Source organism: Alteromonas sp. 07-89-2 (genome assembly GCF_013113925.1).
Taxonomy (GTDB): Bacteria; Pseudomonadota; Gammaproteobacteria; order Enterobacterales; family Alteromonadaceae; genus Alteromonas; species Alteromonas macleodii.
Map to the genome: position 1 here is coordinate 1 of NZ_VTYM01000006.1, position 16,074 is coordinate 16,074.

Genomic DNA, 16,074 nt, shown 5'->3' on the forward strand with positions numbered 1-16,074 from the left:
GCCTAAATCGATACCAAGAACTTTAATAGTAGACATGATGGTTCGCCTCTTTGATTGCCTAACTCTAAGACTAGCTTAGAGGTGAGGCGGACCATCTAATTAAAGCGGCTAACGCGCCGCTTTTATACAAACAAGCTAAAATACTACATCCAGTCAGCGTTTCTGATCACACCCACCGCAATGCCTTCTATCGCAAAATGTTCAGTCGCCAAATCAACTTTTATTGGTGCAAACTCATCATTCTCAGCATGAAGCAATACTTCACGCCCGCGTTTCTCTAGACGCTTTACGGTGACGTCTTCATCTACACGCGCCACAACCACCTGACCGTTGTGTACATCAGTGGTGCGATGAACAGCGAGAAGATCACCGTCTAAAATACCAATGTCTTTCATGCTCATACCGTTAACGCGTAGCAAAAAGTCGGCATGGGGTTGAAACAGTGCAGGATCGACTTTGTAGTGCGATTCAACATGCTCTTGCGCCAAGATCGGCTCACCGGCTGCAACACGCCCAATTAACGGTAGGCCTTCTTCTTCTTGTGCGTCGTTATCAAGAGGGATATTGAGCTTAATGCCACGAGACGTACCAGGCAAAATTTCAATCACGCCTTTACGCGCCAATGCTTTCAAATGTTCCTCTGCTGCATTAGCAGAACGAAAGCCAAGCTGACGGGCTATTTCCGCACGAGTAGGCGGCATTCCCGTTTCTAACATGGTTGTTTTAATAAGTTCTAAAACTTCGGTTTGTCGAGCTGTGAGTGGGCGCATAAAAGACCTGTCTGTTCATACAGTTCCTGTAAGTATATACACCTAAAACTAAATAACAAGCACTTGCCGCGTCTTTTGCGATCTGCAATAGCCTACGACAAGTGCTTTCCTCTTATTTTACGAGAAGAGCCATGTTCGGGTTACTAATTTGTAACTCCAGCTCCCCATCACTATTTTGACGTGTGCGCATGCCTTCAACATTATCGAGCCCAAGTCCAGGGCTTTGCCACACCACATTGCCTTTATTATCAACCTCAACCACGCGATATGCGATGCTGTCATAATAATTGTACGAATAGTCATTCTCGTTAGGCTGGTAGATAGCGAGAATCGACTGATTAGACGACGTCGTTGGAACAGCCGCTATATACTGAGGGTAGAATGACGGTGCTATAGCGTCTTTGAGTTCTAATGCATCGCTCGCCACGTCATAAACATTGATGGTGTTGTAGTTTCTATTTAAACACGCAAATTCAAGTTCGCTATCACTATCAAAATTTACCGTGAGCAATTGGTCACAATTGGTTTCCAATTCATTCAATCCAACAAATTCACCATCCTGCATTTTATAGAGCTTGAGCGAACTATAGCCCCCAACAGCAAAATAATGCACACCGTCTTTTTCAGAGGCAGCAAGCGCATTAATTGAAAAATCGTTAATGATTGAGTCGATAAGCACCTGATTCTCGATATCAAACGCTTTAAGTCGATTGTTCTCAATAATAACTGCATCGGCGTAACTATCGTTATTTACGTCAATGGCTTCAATAAACGAAATTTCACTATTCTGATTATTGTTCAGTGTCCACTGAATAGCGTTATCTGTAAGTCTCACGACATTAAACGACGAACTATAATCCAGTGCCCCTATTAGTAACTCACCCACACCGTCATTGTTGTAGTCTGTAACGACCGGTTTGCTATAGTTATAGACATCTTCGCCAACCTCAGCACTTATCGCAAAGTTATCCTCTTTATCTACCGATAAAATCTGAATAGATGATTCGTAACTACTTGTATCGCTAACAAAGACGGCTCTTTCATCATTATCGCCATAAGGTGCCCAACCCGCGGCATGATATCTACTCGCGCGCGGCGCACCTTTTATATCTGACAAGGCATATTCACCGTTGGCATCTTGTTGCGCTACTAAAATTTGATTCTCACCAGTCCAAATAATGTCGTCCACATTGTCATTGTCTAAATCGTCAATGAGAAGTGACATGCCACTGTAAGTGTTGTGGTTAAGAGCCCACTGCTCAGAGATTTGTCCCGCTTCTAATGCAAAACCTCTAACTTGTCCCCACTGACACTCGGAGACAACCACTATTCCTTCTGTAGCTGGGCTTTCTTTACTATAGGCGATATCACAAATGTCACCATGTTCCGCCGTTGCCAAACTGCTTTTCGATACTGCTGAGTAGATTGAGATATCATTCCAACTATCGGCACCGATGATTTCATCTACACCATCGTTATTCATATCACCCAGCACAACAAATGCGTCGCTGAACCCGCTACCGTATAGCCATTGGTTGGCACCGCTTTCGATATCAAATACATAACCATTGTTCGTTACCATTTCTATCGATGTGTCATCATCTACATTACCAAAAGCAAGGTTATTGACGCCGTCAATATCGTACTGTTGCAAGTGCTCACCTGTGCGAACATCTACAATGGCAATAGAAGTCGCATTGTAATATTCGCTCCCATATAAATAAGCAACTTCATCAACCCCGTCACCATTGATGTCGTAAAATAAGCCAGAAATAATACTATCTTCAATAATAAACACCGCTTCTGCGTTACTTTCGCGGTCTTTTATTACAGACAATCCCTGTTGAGTAAGAAGGTAGATTTCATCATTATTGTCACCATCAACATCTTGGGTATGCACGCTTCTAATTTCGCCTTTAGTTGGCAGTTTATACGGATACACATAGGTATTTTTAAGCGTATTGCCTTCTAGCGAAAATGCGCCCACGTTGCGAGCATTTACCGTGATAAGTTCACTTACACCATTGGTCGAAGCAATAGCAAAGCCGTGATTATAAATTGGTGTCATCACAGTAGTACGAGCATAAGCCGGGGCCTTGTCCGCATAAGAAGTGATTTCGAGCGTTTGTTGGGATTCAGTTCCGTCTAAGCTAGCGAAACTAAACATATAAGTTTGAGCGTTGAAAAGTTGATTCGCAGGTACATTCCAGGTCATCAGACCTTCCGCATTTAACGAAGCACCGGGAGGCGCTGAAATAAGCTCTCCCGCGACGTCATCGTCAACTCTGTCTGGGTCACTCATCGATACGGTAAACTCTACGTATCCGCCCGCAGTTACTACTTCAGGCATATTCGATGCAGTGAGCGTCATAGGAGAATTGCCGATCTCAACGAAAGTAGGCTGGGATTCAACAACGTTAATACCGTCTGACACCACCATGGTAACTTTAACTTCATCACCGAAGACTGCGCTGTAAGGTGGCAGCGTGGTACCATTAACATCGTCAAGGACTACACCATTTACATACCAGCGAAACGAAATCACCAGCTCTGAGTCGGGAGTATCTGAATCATGATAGTAGCCAGGCTCAACGGTGACTTCATCTGTGGTATAGACAGTCTCATAGGCATAGTAATAAGGCTGATTCACTACAGGAGGTACGGATATCGCATCGATATCTGAAAGCGCAAGGCCAGTATGATTTCCGCTGGCAAACGCTGTTAGATTATTAAAGTATACACCTACATCGTAAATATCATCGCCGTTGTTATCTTCGCCATAGCGAACTGCGCCATCAATAACGTCAATTCCAGCCGTTTTATCTCCTTTTACGACCAGCGAGCCAGATGACGAATAGGGAAGGTCGCCCTGATCAGAAGAATATGCAAAGTCCAATTTGCCTTTAGACGCAATGTAGATTGAACCATTAAGTTCAGACACGAAGGTGTTGTTTGTCACCCCTTCTGCTGATGTGCCACTGACCTTGTAAGTTTCACCATTGTGCGTGACAGTAAGATACTGCCTCGTCTCTTCATAAAACGTACCTGTTTGTGGGCGGTAGCGAAAATCAACACTTAAGTAGCCTTTTAATGTTGTGCGCACGCCACCGTCTAGCATAGACAAAGTAGTGAAATAAGACGTTACTTCGGAGCTGTTTTCACCTGCGTCAGTAATAACTAGCGAAAATTGTCCGTCATACCGAGTGGAGTCGTAATATTGAATGCACTGATCATAGTCTACAGTAATCGTTCCTTTACCCGTGTCTTCATCAAGCTTACCTGAGTATGTTACTGATCCTGATTCATAGCACTCGGTCGTACCTTCAACGTTGCCGTTCTCATCTAGGAAGGTGTAGATATCATATTGATCTACATAGGGTGAGCCACTTGTATTGTCACCAAAGAGCGTGATGTAAACCTCTTGTACTGCGCTGATATCCACAGTAGAGACTTTCGTTTCTCCACTGTAGTTCGCATCAGCATAGGTGGTTGCCGCCGAGTTTAGTCGTGACTCTGAGTAATCTAAAGGATTTGATAAAATTTCTAGTGCTGTCGGCTCAGGTGGAGGTGGTGGGTTTGTAGGTGGAGAAGAATCAGAGCCACCTCCACCACCACACGCAGTTAGAGCTAAAAGAGAAAAAAGGCCAGAAAAACCCAAGCGCGAAGTTTTCATACATCGTCCCTGATTTAAAAGGCATGTCGGCTTTTTAGTTAAAAGCTCAAAACAAGCCTAATTATTAAGTTTAATAAAATATTCGTTTTTTATAACTTAACTTTATCAATCTAGCAACAGCGCCTTGAGCGTATTCGCTTATATTTAATGTAGGCGAAGCCACGTACTATTATTATTCATCCCATACGACTTGGTTTCTGCCCTGCTCCTTGGCTCTGTACAGCGCCTTGTCAGCAAGCGATAAGAGGGCGCTGAAATCCGCCTCATAGGTGTCTTTAACAAATGTTGCGCCAATGCTGATCGATAAATTCATAGTGTCTGTCTTGTAGGTCACCCTTCCTTCTTCAACAGCAATGCGCAGTGCTTCTAGCTGCCTATGGATCTCTTCTTTCTTGTCACCTATCATGACTATTGCAAACTCTTCTCCTCCTAATCGAGCCACGACATTTGGCGCTTGATTATGTTTAGCTATTTTTCTCGCAACAGCAATAAGCGCCTGATCTCCAGCATCGTGACCGTAGGTATCGTTTACTTTTTTGAAGTGATCAATATCGACAATAGCAACACATCCTCGACAATGTTGTTTTGAAAATGAGATGCACTCGTCAAGGAACGCGCGTCGGTTATAAAGGCCCGTTAAAGAATCAGTCATCGCCAAATGCCTAAGCTTCTCTTCAGCAACGGCTCGGGCTTCCTCAAGCTCTACTGCGTAGAACAAGCCAGCCAATGCATCTAAAAAGGGCTGTAGAAACTCAGCATCTTCGTCAGTGTAGGTATCAAACTTATTCGCTAAACCGACCATTCCCACTACTTTATCTTTCACTTTTATAGGTAGGCCTAAAAATCGGCTAATGCGCGGATGACCGTGCGGAACACCTTTGGAATTAGGGTGACTGTTTGGCGCATTACTAATGGTAACTTCTCCCGTTAAAATTGAGGTTCCAAAAAGGTTGTCGAAGTTACTAAAGTAGAGGTTTCGTTTTTTGTATTCTGCATATTGAGAAAAGCTACTGTTATCCCAAACAATTTCAGAAATCGCATGAATGAAAAGTCTAGATGAGCTACCGTCTCCTTTCATTTGGCCGACAAAGGCAAACTGGCTATCTGAGATATCTATGAGTTCAGCCAGTACGGACTGACACGCCATCGTCAAGTCATTGTTTTGCAGATATGATGCCCGGGTTTTATTGATAAATTGAAGGAGCTGGGTTTTCTTTCTCTCATGCAGTTCGCTTTCCATGCGCTGCGTTATATCTCTATGAATACCTGCTATACGAACCGGCTTACCTTGGGCATCTGTCTCAACGGTTTTCCCATAACTTTCAACCCAAACCCAAGAGCCATCAGTGTGTTTCATGCGAAATGTGGTGTTAAAGACTTTGCTCTTACCAATTAGATGCATGTTGAGCTGCTTTTCAACTTTGACGTAATCCGCGGGATGAATGAGCTGTCTAAAAAAGCGAGAGCCACTGTCATAGTATTCATACTCAAGACCAACAATGTCGCACCAGCGCTTGTTGACTTGATTAACATCGGCGGCCAAGTTCCAGTCCCATGTTCCTAACTCTGAAGCCTCGAGTAATAAACGCATCCGCTGATTGGTTTTGTTGAGCTTATCTTCCACATACTTTTGGTCACTAGTATCAAACAAAAATGCTTGAACCGAGTACAACATGCCGTCTTCGCGAAAATTTGCCGTTGATATCATGCTCACCCAAATAGTACGCGTTGGCGTTTTTATCTGAAGACGGCAGGTGTGCGTTTCAACACCTTCCATGTGGGCCTGCATAGCAAAGGTAAAATCACCCTCCGCCTCCTCAGACAGCACCTCACTCAATGCCACCGTTCCAGTGAGCAAATCTTGGGGTGAAACTCCCAATACACGCTCACTATTTTTCGAGATATACACCAGCCTCAACGACGTATCATAGCGCCACGTTGCCAACACAATAGGAGACTTCTCAATAAGCCCATGCTCGCGTTTAAGCGCTTCGTGTTCTCTTGAAAGCGAAATATGCTGACTAACCAAAGCACCTATTCTCTCTAAAACTTCTAAGTGTTTTGCGTCTATTTCTCTTGGCACGGTATCAATTAAACATACGGCACCGATTACCTGATCATTTATCTCGATCGGCGTTCCTGCGTAGAAACAAATGTGAGGTTCTCCGGTGACGAGAGGATTATGCATAAACCGTGGATCTTCTTGCGCGTTGCTAACAACCACCTGCTCGCGCTCTTCAACGACGTGACTACAAAACGCATGTTCACGAGTGACTTTAGAAAGAGTGGTTCCGTAGTGTGCTTTAAAGGTTTCTTCAAACTCTCCGACGACGCCAATGAGTGCGATCGGCACCTTGTATGCCTCTGCGAGCACCATCATTAAATCATCAAGATCTAACGGCACTTCGCTATTGAGCATAAAGTCATCAATTGTCTTTAACCGGCTTTGATCATCCACTACTGCTTGCTCATATTCATTTGCCCTTATAAAAGTAGTAACAGTCCGACTGTACCGCAATTAAATACAGCTAATGTTACGTTCTCTGTATTCGAACCCATTATAGAAATGGCTGTGACTCACAAGAAAAGGAGAAGGGCGCTTTTGAACTTCCCATGTTATGGATAGTCATTACAGCATGAGAAGCGATGAAATTGGCTTGTCGCGAGATTGTGACGCGTTTGTGTTACACTTCACCCGTTTTTATTTCATAGGATTACATAATTCATGTCGTGGATGCGAAAAGCCCTTCTGTCGGTATTTCATTATCCTGTTAAGTTACTGGTTAAAGCCCACAGCATTCCAGTTAACGTTGAAACCGAATTAGGAATAGATAAAAGTAAACCTATCGTTTATCTACTCCCCACCAACTCAGTGACAGACCAACTTGCACTGAGAATGTCGACTAAAGCGCTAGGTTTACCTAGTCCTACAGAAACCCTCACATTAGCGGGGCGAGAGTATTCGTCGACCTTATTTTTACGCAAAACCCAGCCTCTTTTCCGTTCGTCGGCTAAAGATACGGGAATTGAAGACGTTTTTACTGACCTCTTTCATTTGCATAGAGACCATGAAAACCTAGATTTACAAGTTGTTCCTGTCTATGTGACGTGGGGCCGTGCCCCGGGTCGTGGTAAGCCAGGCTTAAGCGATCTCATTGCTGATAAAGCGGCGCCAAGTTGGCTTCGTAAGTTGTTCATTGTGCTGTTTTTGGGCCGCGACAACTTTATTAACTACTCTAAAGCCGTTTCTGCACGCGCGATGTCCAATCAACATGGTAGTGACCAAAGTATTGCACATAAGCTTGTGCGCGTAGCAAGCACTCACTTTCAAAGAAAGCGCCAAAGCATGACTGGCCCTACGCTGTTAGAGCGCCAAGAACTCAATAATAGTGTGTTGGGCTCTGATGCAGTGCGTCGCGCTATTGCTGAGGAATCACGAAGCAAGAAGGTGTCTCATGAAAAAGCGAAAGAGACTGCCCAAACCTACATCACAGAAATCGCGGCAGACTACCGCGAAGGGCTAATTCGTTTTGGCGACAGGCTACTTACCCGTATCTGGAACAAAATTTATAACGGTATTAGTGTAGGTCATGCCGATCGCATTCGTGAATTGGCGGCTAATGGTCATGAAATCATCTACGTACCGTGCCACCGTAGTCACATGGATTACCTATTATTGACCTACGTGATTTATCACGAAGGTATGGTTACGCCACATATCGCTGCAGGTATCAATCTGAACTTTTGGCCGGTTGGAAAAATGTTCCGTCGTGGCGGTGCTTTTTTCTTACGCCGCAGTTTTGCAGGTAACAAGCTCTACACAGCTGTATTCAGAGAATATCTAGAGCTGCTGTTTAACAAAGGCTATTCGGTAAAATACTATCCCGAAGGTGGCCGCAGCCGAACCGGCCGTTTGATCCCACCGAAAACGGGCATGCTAGCCATGACCATTCAAGCCATGCTCAAAGGCGTTAACCGTCCCGTTAGTATCGTGCCTGTCTATATTGGCTATGAGAACGTGATGGAAGTGAAGAGCTACTTGAACGAACTCAAAGGCTCTAAGAAGAAAAAAGAATCTAACCTTCAGGTGTTCTCGGCTATTCGTAAACTCAAGAATTATGGTCACGGATACGTGAATTTTGGCGAACCCATTGCGCTTAACCAGTTTCTTGAAAATCATGTGCCTAACTGGCGAGATTGTCGCGATGCCGAGCCAGAGAAAAAACCAGCGTGGCTGACACCTGCGGTTAACGAACTGGCCAATAATGTCATGACGCGAATTAATCGCGCAGCGGCATTAAATGGTATGGCGTTAGCGTCGTTATGCTTACTGTCTTCTAAACGACAGACCATGAGTGAAGCTGAGTTAAAACAAGCAATGGGCGATTTCATGGACTTGTTTAAAGCGGTACCGTTCAGCGATGATGCCACCATTCCAGATTCATCAGCGGAAGAGCTACTGCGCGATACGCTGAAATTAGGCCGCTTTGACGTAAAAGAAGACGATTATGGGCGTTTGATCAGTCCTCAACCAAAATCAGCGGTATACCTTACTTATTATCGCAACAACATTTTGCATTTATTCGCGATCCCAGGTCTTATTATGGCGTCTATCTTCGCGAAGAAAGGCACCACGAAGAACAGTATTTTTCAGCTTATTGCGGCGCTTTATCCGTTGCTGCAAAAAGAGCTGTTCTTGCACCTTACCCAAGATGAAGCGCTTGCGCATACTGATGCGCTTATAACAGCGCTACTAAACAAAGGATTGTTGCGTCAGGAAGGCGATGAACTGTTGCCGCCAGATGCACACTGCAAACAATTCCACTCAGCATGGCTGTTAAGCCGATGCATGCAGGAAACGCTTCAGCGTTACGCGGTGGTATTGACCATTCTAGATAAAGAAAAGGTCATTAGCCGAAGTGCACTTGAGCGCGAAAGTAAGCAAGTGGCTGAACGCTTATCTGCTCTCTACGGGCTAAGCTCACCAGAGTTTTACGATAAGAATGTGTTGTCTAGCTTTATCAGTGCATTGAAAGAAAACCACTGGCTGGACTCTGAAAAAGATGGCAGCTTGAAGTACTCAGAAGAGTGTGAAGCCTTACGCGCTGACGTTATGGCCCTGATTTGGCCAGAAATGATGCAGCATTTGGAAAACGTTACACTAAACGCTTCGAATTAAGGCGACGCTAGCTGGCTGAATTTGCCAGAACTACGGAGCTTAGGTAAAAAGAGAAAGCCCATGCTACTGCATGGGCTTTTTATTGCGCGTCAATCTATCTTGGCAGGCATTGAAAATCCCCATACTTCATTGAAAGATAGACGCTAGATAGTGCCGCTTCGTATCGCTCCCCGGTAAACCTGCGCTTAACGCGAAGCAATACAAAGCGAAAACGGGAGATAGGCTCGTTTTCGCCTGTTTCGCTATTTAAACCTTCGCTGGTTGCGACAGGAAAAAACGATAGGCGGGGTTGTCTGTTACTTCTTCAACCTTATAGCCTAACTCAGCAACATGCTGGTTAAAGTCATCTCTACTTTCTGGTGCGATATCAAAGCCTGCCAATACCAAACCTTCTGCTGCGCCATGGTTGCGATAGTGAAATAGGGTAATATTCCACTGTTCACCTAACGTATTTAAGAAGTTCAGTAGCGCACCCGGACGCTCAGGAAATTCAAAGCTGAAGACTTGCTCGTTGAGAATAGTTGGCGGACGGCCACCAACCATGTGGCGAACATGGAGCTTCGCTAACTCATTATCGGTTAAGTTAACGCAGTCATACCCTTTGCTTTCAAGGTCGCTTTGCAGTGCCGCGAACTCTTGCTGCCCGCCTTTGAGCTTAACGCCCACGAAAATATGTGCTTCGCTCTCACTGGCATAGCGATAGTTAAATTCGGTGATTGCTTTTGCCCCAACGCACTCGCAAAACTGTTTAAACGCACCTTTGTTTTCAGGAATTTTAACCGCAAAGACCGCTTCTTTCTGCTCACCTAATTCACAGCGTTCAGACACATAGCGAAGGGTATGAAAGTTGATGTTTGCGCCACACAGAATGCCGCCTAACTTCTTACCTTTGAGGTCGTGTTGCTTAGCGTACTTGCGAATTGCCGCCACCGACAATGCGCCCGCAGGCTCTGCAATAACACGGGTATCATCAAAGATATCCTTAATTGCTCCGCATATTTCATCATTAGTAACCGTAATGGTTTCATCAATTAAACGATTACACAGACGGAAAGTTTCCTGCCCCATCACTTTAACAGCAACGCCATCAGCAAAAATGCCGACGCTTTCAAGCTCGGTAGGCGCGCCTTGCGCCTTTGCTTTAATGAAACAGGCCGATTCTTCCGACTCTACCGCAACGATTTTTATGCTTGGTTTTAGTTGCTTTAAGTAAACCGCAATACCAGCGGCTAAACCACCGCCACCCACAGCAATAAATAAGATATCGAGGTGTGGGTTTTGCTCTAGCAACTCTCGCGCGACTGTACCTTGCCCTGCAATGACATCGGGGTCGTCAAAGGGCGGAACAAAGGTATAACCGTGGGTCTCACATAATGCTTTTGCATGGCTACTTGCTTGATCAAAGCTGGTTCCATGCAATACCACATTTACGTTTTCACCGCCGAAGCGTCGTACTGCGTCTACCTTGATATCAGGCGTGGTTTCAGGCATGACAATAGTCGCCTGAATACCTTTCATTTTTGCACTGTACGCTAAGCCTTGCGCATGATTACCCGCCGAGGCGCCAATTACGCCAGCTTGCAATTGCTCGTCGCTTAGTGAGCAAATACGGTTATAGGCACCGCGCAGCTTAAAGCTTTTTACCGGCTGCTGATCTTCGCGTTTCAGAAAAATTTCATTGCCAAGCTCGGCTGAAAGCAAAGACATATAGGAAAGTTCACTTGCCACTGCTACATCGTAAACAGGGGCAAGTAAGATCTTCTTCAAATATTCATGATCGCTAACGTGTTCGGCTGCCATTATAGATTTTCCAGCTTAGTCACATCACGCACTGCACCTTTATCGGCACTGGTTGCTAACGCCGCAAAGGTTTTAAGTGATGTGGAGACTTCACGAACGCGATCTTTCGGCTTCCAAGGCTTATCACTGGCTTCCATTTTCGCGCGGCGTTCTGCTAGTTCTTCATAGCTAATAGCAATATTGATACTTCTATTGGGTATATCTATTTCAATTTTATCGCCATCTTCCACTAGGCCAATGCCACCACCACTGGCGGCTTCAGGTGAGCAGTGACCTATAGACAACCCACTGGTACCGCCACTAAAGCGTCCGTCTGTTACCAAAGCGCAGTGCTTGCCTAACCCTTTAGATTTCAAGTAAGACGTTGGGTACAGCATTTCTTGCATACCCGGGCCGCCGCGGGGACCTTCGTAGCGAATGAAGACCACATCACCGGCTTTTACTTCATCGCCCAAGATACCTGCTACCGCATCATCTTGGCTTTCGTAGATTCTCGCAGTTCCGTTGAATTTAAGAATAGACTCATCTACGCCAGCCGTTTTTACAATACAGCCATCTTCAGCCACATTACCGTAAAGCACGGCTAGGCCACCTTCTTGACTGAACGCATGGTCGATAGAGCGAATGCAGCCGTTTTCGCGGTCGTCATCGGCTTCGTCCCAGCGACAATCTTGGCTAAATGCTTTTGTCGTGCGAATACCCGCAGGACCCGCGCGATAAAAGGTAATAGCGTCTTCGTTTTCAGGGTTAGTGATGTCCCACTCGCTGATAACGTCGGTAAGCGGTTTTCCTAAAACATGATTAACATCGGTGTTCAGCAAGCCAGCCTTATTTAGCTCGTTCAAAATACCCAAAACGCCACCCGCTCGGTGTACGTCTTCCATGTGATATTTGGGTGTTGAAGGTGCCACTTTGCATAGGTGAGGGACTTTGCGAGACAATCTGTCGATGTCTGCCATAGTAAACGGCACTTCGCCTTCCATTGCCGCTGCTAACAGATGCAAAATGGTATTGGTCGACCCACCCATGGCAATATCCAAGCTCATGGCATTCTCAAAAGCCTTAAAGTTAGCGATATTACGTGGTAATACACTGTCATCATCGTCGCCGTAGTAACGCTTGCACAGCTCAACAATTTGTTTGCCTGCTTGTTTAAATAAACCTTCACGGTCGGCGTGGGTAGCCAGCATAGAGCCGTTGCCCGGCAAGGATAAACCTAACGCTTCGGTTAGACAGTTCATGGAGTTCGCGGTGAACATCCCTGAACATGAGCCGCAGGTAGGGCAGGCTGAGCGCTCAATTTCGTCGGTATCAGCATCGCTAACTTTGTCGTCAGCAGCCGCTACCATGGCGTCAACCAAGTCTAGTTTAATAAGCTGGTCTGAAAGCTTGGTTTTACCCGCTTCCATTGGGCCCCCAGACACAAAAATGACCGGTACGTTCAAGCGCATAGACGCCATTAGCATTCCCGGAGTGATCTTGTCGCAGTTAGAAATACAAACGATTGCATCGGCGCAATGTGCGTTCACCATGTATTCCACTGCATCAGCAATGATTTCTCGAGATGGTAAGCTATACAGCATACCGCTGTGCCCCATGGCGATACCGTCATCCACTGCGATAGTGTTGAATTCTTTCGCCACACCACCCGCTTCTTCAACGCTGCGTGCCACTAATTGGCCGAGATCTTTTAGGTGAACATGCCCAGGTACGAACTGCGTAAATGAGTTCGCAATAGCAATAATAGGCTTGCCGAAATCAGAGTCTTTCATTCCAGTTGCTCGCCATAACGCGCGAGCTCCCGCCATATTTCTACCTTGGGTGGTAGTTGCTGAACGTAACTTGGGCATAAATCCTTCCCGTTAATTTAAGGTTCTAGGTTTAGGCGCTAGACCTTTTTGTGAAACTAAAAAACAGTGGTAAACCAGTAATGCTTTGGCTCAACTTCCAATACGCGCTGTTTTACTCAAAATTGCATGTCATACTGATGATGTAACACATCATCTAAGGTCGTTCAAAGCGAGGAGCAACAAAGCCTAACTGCTAACACATCAGTAGCGCTTTGTTTTATATGATATATTTGACATACAATACCTATATCCATTGGCATTGTAGTTATGAAATGTTGTTCGTTAGAGGTTATGGCTTTACCTCATCACTCAATATCACGAACCGTAATCTCAACAGTACGTTTCGATATTGGGCAAAGAAATAGCATGAAACATAAGGCCTGATCAAGTATTTTGCGGTAGGAATGGCGAGTTTTTAAGGGTAGTAAAAGGGTACAAGAAGATGTTTGATTGGTTTCATTGGTTAAACTTAGCGGGGGTTGCAGTGTGCGCAATTTCCGGCACCCTGATGGCCTATCAAAAGCGTATGGATGGATTTGGCGTGGTCGTGCTTGCCAGCGCAACCGCCATTGGCGGCGGAACACTACGTGATGTCATGTTAGATGTCCCGGTCTTCTGGATTGCCGATACCGATTATTTATACACCACACTGATAGCCGCCTTTATACCCATTATCTGGCTGCGTATTAGTCCACGCTTTCCTTTTCACTATTTATTAATTGCCGATGCTTTCGGGCTGGCGCTGTTTAACGTAGTAGGCATAGAGAAAGCCTTGGCAAACGATACAGGCATGGCCGTGGCGGTTGCCATGGGCACCATTACCGGCGTGTTTGGCGGTCTGTTACGGGACGTTATTTGCCGAGAGGTACCGCTGGTACTCAACGGCGAACTGTATGCCATGACCTGTATTGCAGGGGGCGTGGTTTATGGAATAGGCATGCAAATGGAACTCGCCACACAGTGGTGTGGTATTGCGGCCCTTGTAACAACCGTACTGTTTAGGCTTGGCGCCATGCGCTGGCATTGGCAGCTGCCCGTTTTCTACAACGACCACCACTAGCACTAGCCTAAGTTTGCTGAGCAGGATCATTACATGCCAAGCGTTTTATGCACTCTCAGTAAATCCCATCGTTAGTACAGTTACATCTTATCCCGACTCTCTCTAAAGTTTACGCCGACTGCGTTGGCTTACATTTTTACCGCGCTGACACGTTTGCGTTTCATAACCACGAATCATAAGTATTCAGGGAGAGGAGGTTGTTTAGATTATGGGAATGGCTGTTGTTAAAACCTTTGCGGGGCAGGGCGTGGCAGCGCCAGAGGTAAGTGTAGAGATTCACCTAGCTAATGGTTTACCTGCTTTTCAACTGGTCGGCATGGCAGAAACCAGCGTTAAAGAAGCGCGAGAAAGAGTACGCAGCGCCCTGATAAACAGTGGTTTTGAGTTTCCCGCAAAACGAATAACCGTCAATTTAGCGCCAGCAGATATTCCCAAGTTTGGTGGGCGGTTCGACCTTCCCATTGCCGTAGGCATTTTAGCTGCGTCGGGCTACATCTCAGACATTAGCCTGCTCAACATTGCCTTTGTGGGCGAGCTTGCATTAAACGGTGAAATAAAGCCGGTTAACGGGCTTATTCCTGTTGTCATGGCAGCCGCAAATGAAGATATTGCGCTCGTATATCCGGGGGATAATGACGTAGAGGCTGCATTGGTTTCTCACGCAACGCGCTATCCCGCTTTCGATTTACTGTCTGTTTATGAACACCTTACCGGCAACAAAAAGCTCGCCAAAGGCCAGCCGTTTACCTCGCGAGCACTTAACAGCCCCCTTTCAGGGTGGGATGACATTATCGGCCAAGAGCAAGCCAAACGAGCGCTTGTTATCGCAGCAAGTGGAGCACACAATTTACTTATGGTGGGGCCTCCTGGCACAGGTAAAAGCCTGCTCGCCAGCCGAATGCTATCGCTATTACCCGATATGAGCGAGGAAGAAGCGTTGGAAGTGGCTGCCATTCACTCTGTGAAAGGCGAAAAACTGCATGCAGAGCGGTTTTTAACCCGCCACTTGCGTTCGCCCCACCATACTAGCTCTGCGGTGGCACTTACTGGCGGCGGCTCTAACCCAGTGCCAGGTGAAATATCGCTGGCTCATAATGGTATTTTGTTTCTAGACGAACTGCCTGAATTTGGGCGAAAAGCACTGGATGTATTGCGCGAGCCACTTGAAACCGGCGACGTGCATTTGTCTCGTGCTTCAGGAAGCGCGACATACCCCGCTAACTTTCAATTAGTAGCGGCAATGAACCCAAGCCCGACAGGTGACATTGATGATAACCGACTAACCCCGCAGCAACAGCTCAACTACTTGAACCGATTATCGGGCCCACTGCTTGACAGAATTGATATACAAGTCGAAGTGCCGCGGCTACCTGACTACGACCTGCCAGAGCGTGCCAATAGATCTGACGACTCGATACACGCAACGCGAGAGCGGGTCATTGCAGCGCGTCACAAACAAGGGCTACGGCAAGGTAAGCCAAATGGGGCGCTGCACGCGGGTGAGCTTGCCGATATATGCTTACTTGATGACGCTGATTTGCAGTTTTTACAAGCCGCTGCTAAACAGCTTAATTTGTCTATGCGGGTGTTTCATCGCACGTTAAAAGTGGCAAGAACCATTGCAGATCTTGAAGATGAGCACGCCGTATCGCGGGCGCACATTGCAGAAGCATTGGGCTATCGCGCTCTCGATAACCTTATTAAACAGTTGAGCGCTAGCTGAGCACCAGCTATGCCTTAAA

General features: G+C 46.0%; 8 protein-coding genes. 3 read left to right on the forward strand and 5 right to left on the reverse strand.

The annotated features are described in order from the left end of the window. Positions 1–143: 143 nt before the first annotated feature. The 3 genes from lexA to F0261_RS05925 form a co-directional block, all read right to left on the reverse strand. Complete coding sequence (gene lexA / locus F0261_RS05915; protein ID WP_014951387.1) at positions 144–770, reverse strand: transcriptional repressor LexA; 627 nt, start codon at positions 768–770, stop codon at positions 144–146. Positions 771–882: 112 nt separating this feature from the next. After that, positions 883–4,443: a hypothetical protein gene (locus F0261_RS05920; RefSeq protein ID WP_171337450.1), complete on the reverse strand. Its 3,561-nt coding sequence runs from the start codon at positions 4,441–4,443 to the stop codon at positions 883–885. Between the two features lie 172 nt (positions 4,444–4,615). Beyond that, positions 4,616–6,901, reverse strand: coding sequence for a diguanylate cyclase (locus F0261_RS05925; protein ID WP_171337451.1), 2,286 nt, complete (start codon positions 6,899–6,901; stop codon positions 4,616–4,618). A 267-nt stretch (positions 6,902–7,168) separates the two neighbouring features. Between F0261_RS05925 and plsB the strand changes: the two genes are divergently transcribed. Next, positions 7,169–9,622 (forward strand): glycerol-3-phosphate 1-O-acyltransferase PlsB, encoded by a 2,454-nt coding sequence (plsB, locus tag F0261_RS05930; protein WP_014951390.1) that lies wholly within the window; start codon positions 7,169–7,171, stop codon positions 9,620–9,622. A gap of 246 nt (positions 9,623–9,868) precedes the next feature. Here plsB and ilvA read toward each other — a convergent pair whose 3' ends face one another. Both ilvA and ilvD read right to left on the reverse strand, forming a co-directional pair. Further along, positions 9,869–11,422, reverse strand: a complete 1,554-nt coding sequence (ilvA, locus tag F0261_RS05935; protein WP_014977809.1) for a threonine ammonia-lyase, biosynthetic — start codon at positions 11,420–11,422, stop codon at positions 9,869–9,871. Beyond that, positions 11,422–13,272, reverse strand: coding sequence for a dihydroxy-acid dehydratase (gene ilvD / locus F0261_RS05940; protein WP_171337452.1), 1,851 nt, complete (start codon positions 13,270–13,272; stop codon positions 11,422–11,424). The genes ilvA and ilvD overlap by 1 nt, the downstream gene beginning before the upstream one ends. A gap of 442 nt (positions 13,273–13,714) precedes the next feature. Here ilvD and F0261_RS05945 point away from each other — a divergent pair, with 442 nt between their 5' ends. Both F0261_RS05945 and F0261_RS05950 read left to right on the forward strand, forming a co-directional pair. After that, positions 13,715–14,332, forward strand: a complete 618-nt coding sequence (locus F0261_RS05945) for a trimeric intracellular cation channel family protein (RefSeq protein ID WP_014951393.1) — start codon at positions 13,715–13,717, stop codon at positions 14,330–14,332. A gap of 208 nt (positions 14,333–14,540) precedes the next feature. Beyond that, a complete protein-coding gene (locus F0261_RS05950) occupies positions 14,541–16,055 on the forward strand; it encodes a YifB family Mg chelatase-like AAA ATPase (protein ID WP_171337453.1) in 1,515 nt (504 codons plus the stop codon). The last annotated feature ends 19 nt before the right edge of the window (positions 16,056–16,074 follow it).

Excerpts from the sequence above, each read along its gene's own strand:
- lexA (WP_014951387.1), bottom strand. The coding sequence starts at position 770 with ATGCGCCCACTCACAGCTCGACAAACCGAAGTTTTAGAACTTATTAAA.
- F0261_RS05920 (WP_171337450.1), bottom strand. The coding sequence starts at position 4,443 with ATGAAAACTTCGCGCTTGGGTTTTTCTGGCCTTTTTTCTCTTTTAGCT.
- plsB (WP_014951390.1), top strand. The coding sequence starts at position 7,169 with ATGTCGTGGATGCGAAAAGCCCTTCTGTCGGTATTTCATTATCCTGTT.
- ilvA (WP_014977809.1), bottom strand. The coding sequence starts at position 11,422 with ATGGCAGCCGAACACGTTAGCGATCATGAATATTTGAAGAAGATCTTA.
- ilvD (WP_171337452.1), bottom strand. The coding sequence starts at position 13,272 with ATGCCCAAGTTACGTTCAGCAACTACCACCCAAGGTAGAAATATGGCG.
- F0261_RS05945 (WP_014951393.1), top strand. The coding sequence starts at position 13,715 with ATGTTTGATTGGTTTCATTGGTTAAACTTAGCGGGGGTTGCAGTGTGC.
- F0261_RS05950 (WP_171337453.1), top strand. The coding sequence starts at position 14,541 with ATGGGAATGGCTGTTGTTAAAACCTTTGCGGGGCAGGGCGTGGCAGCG.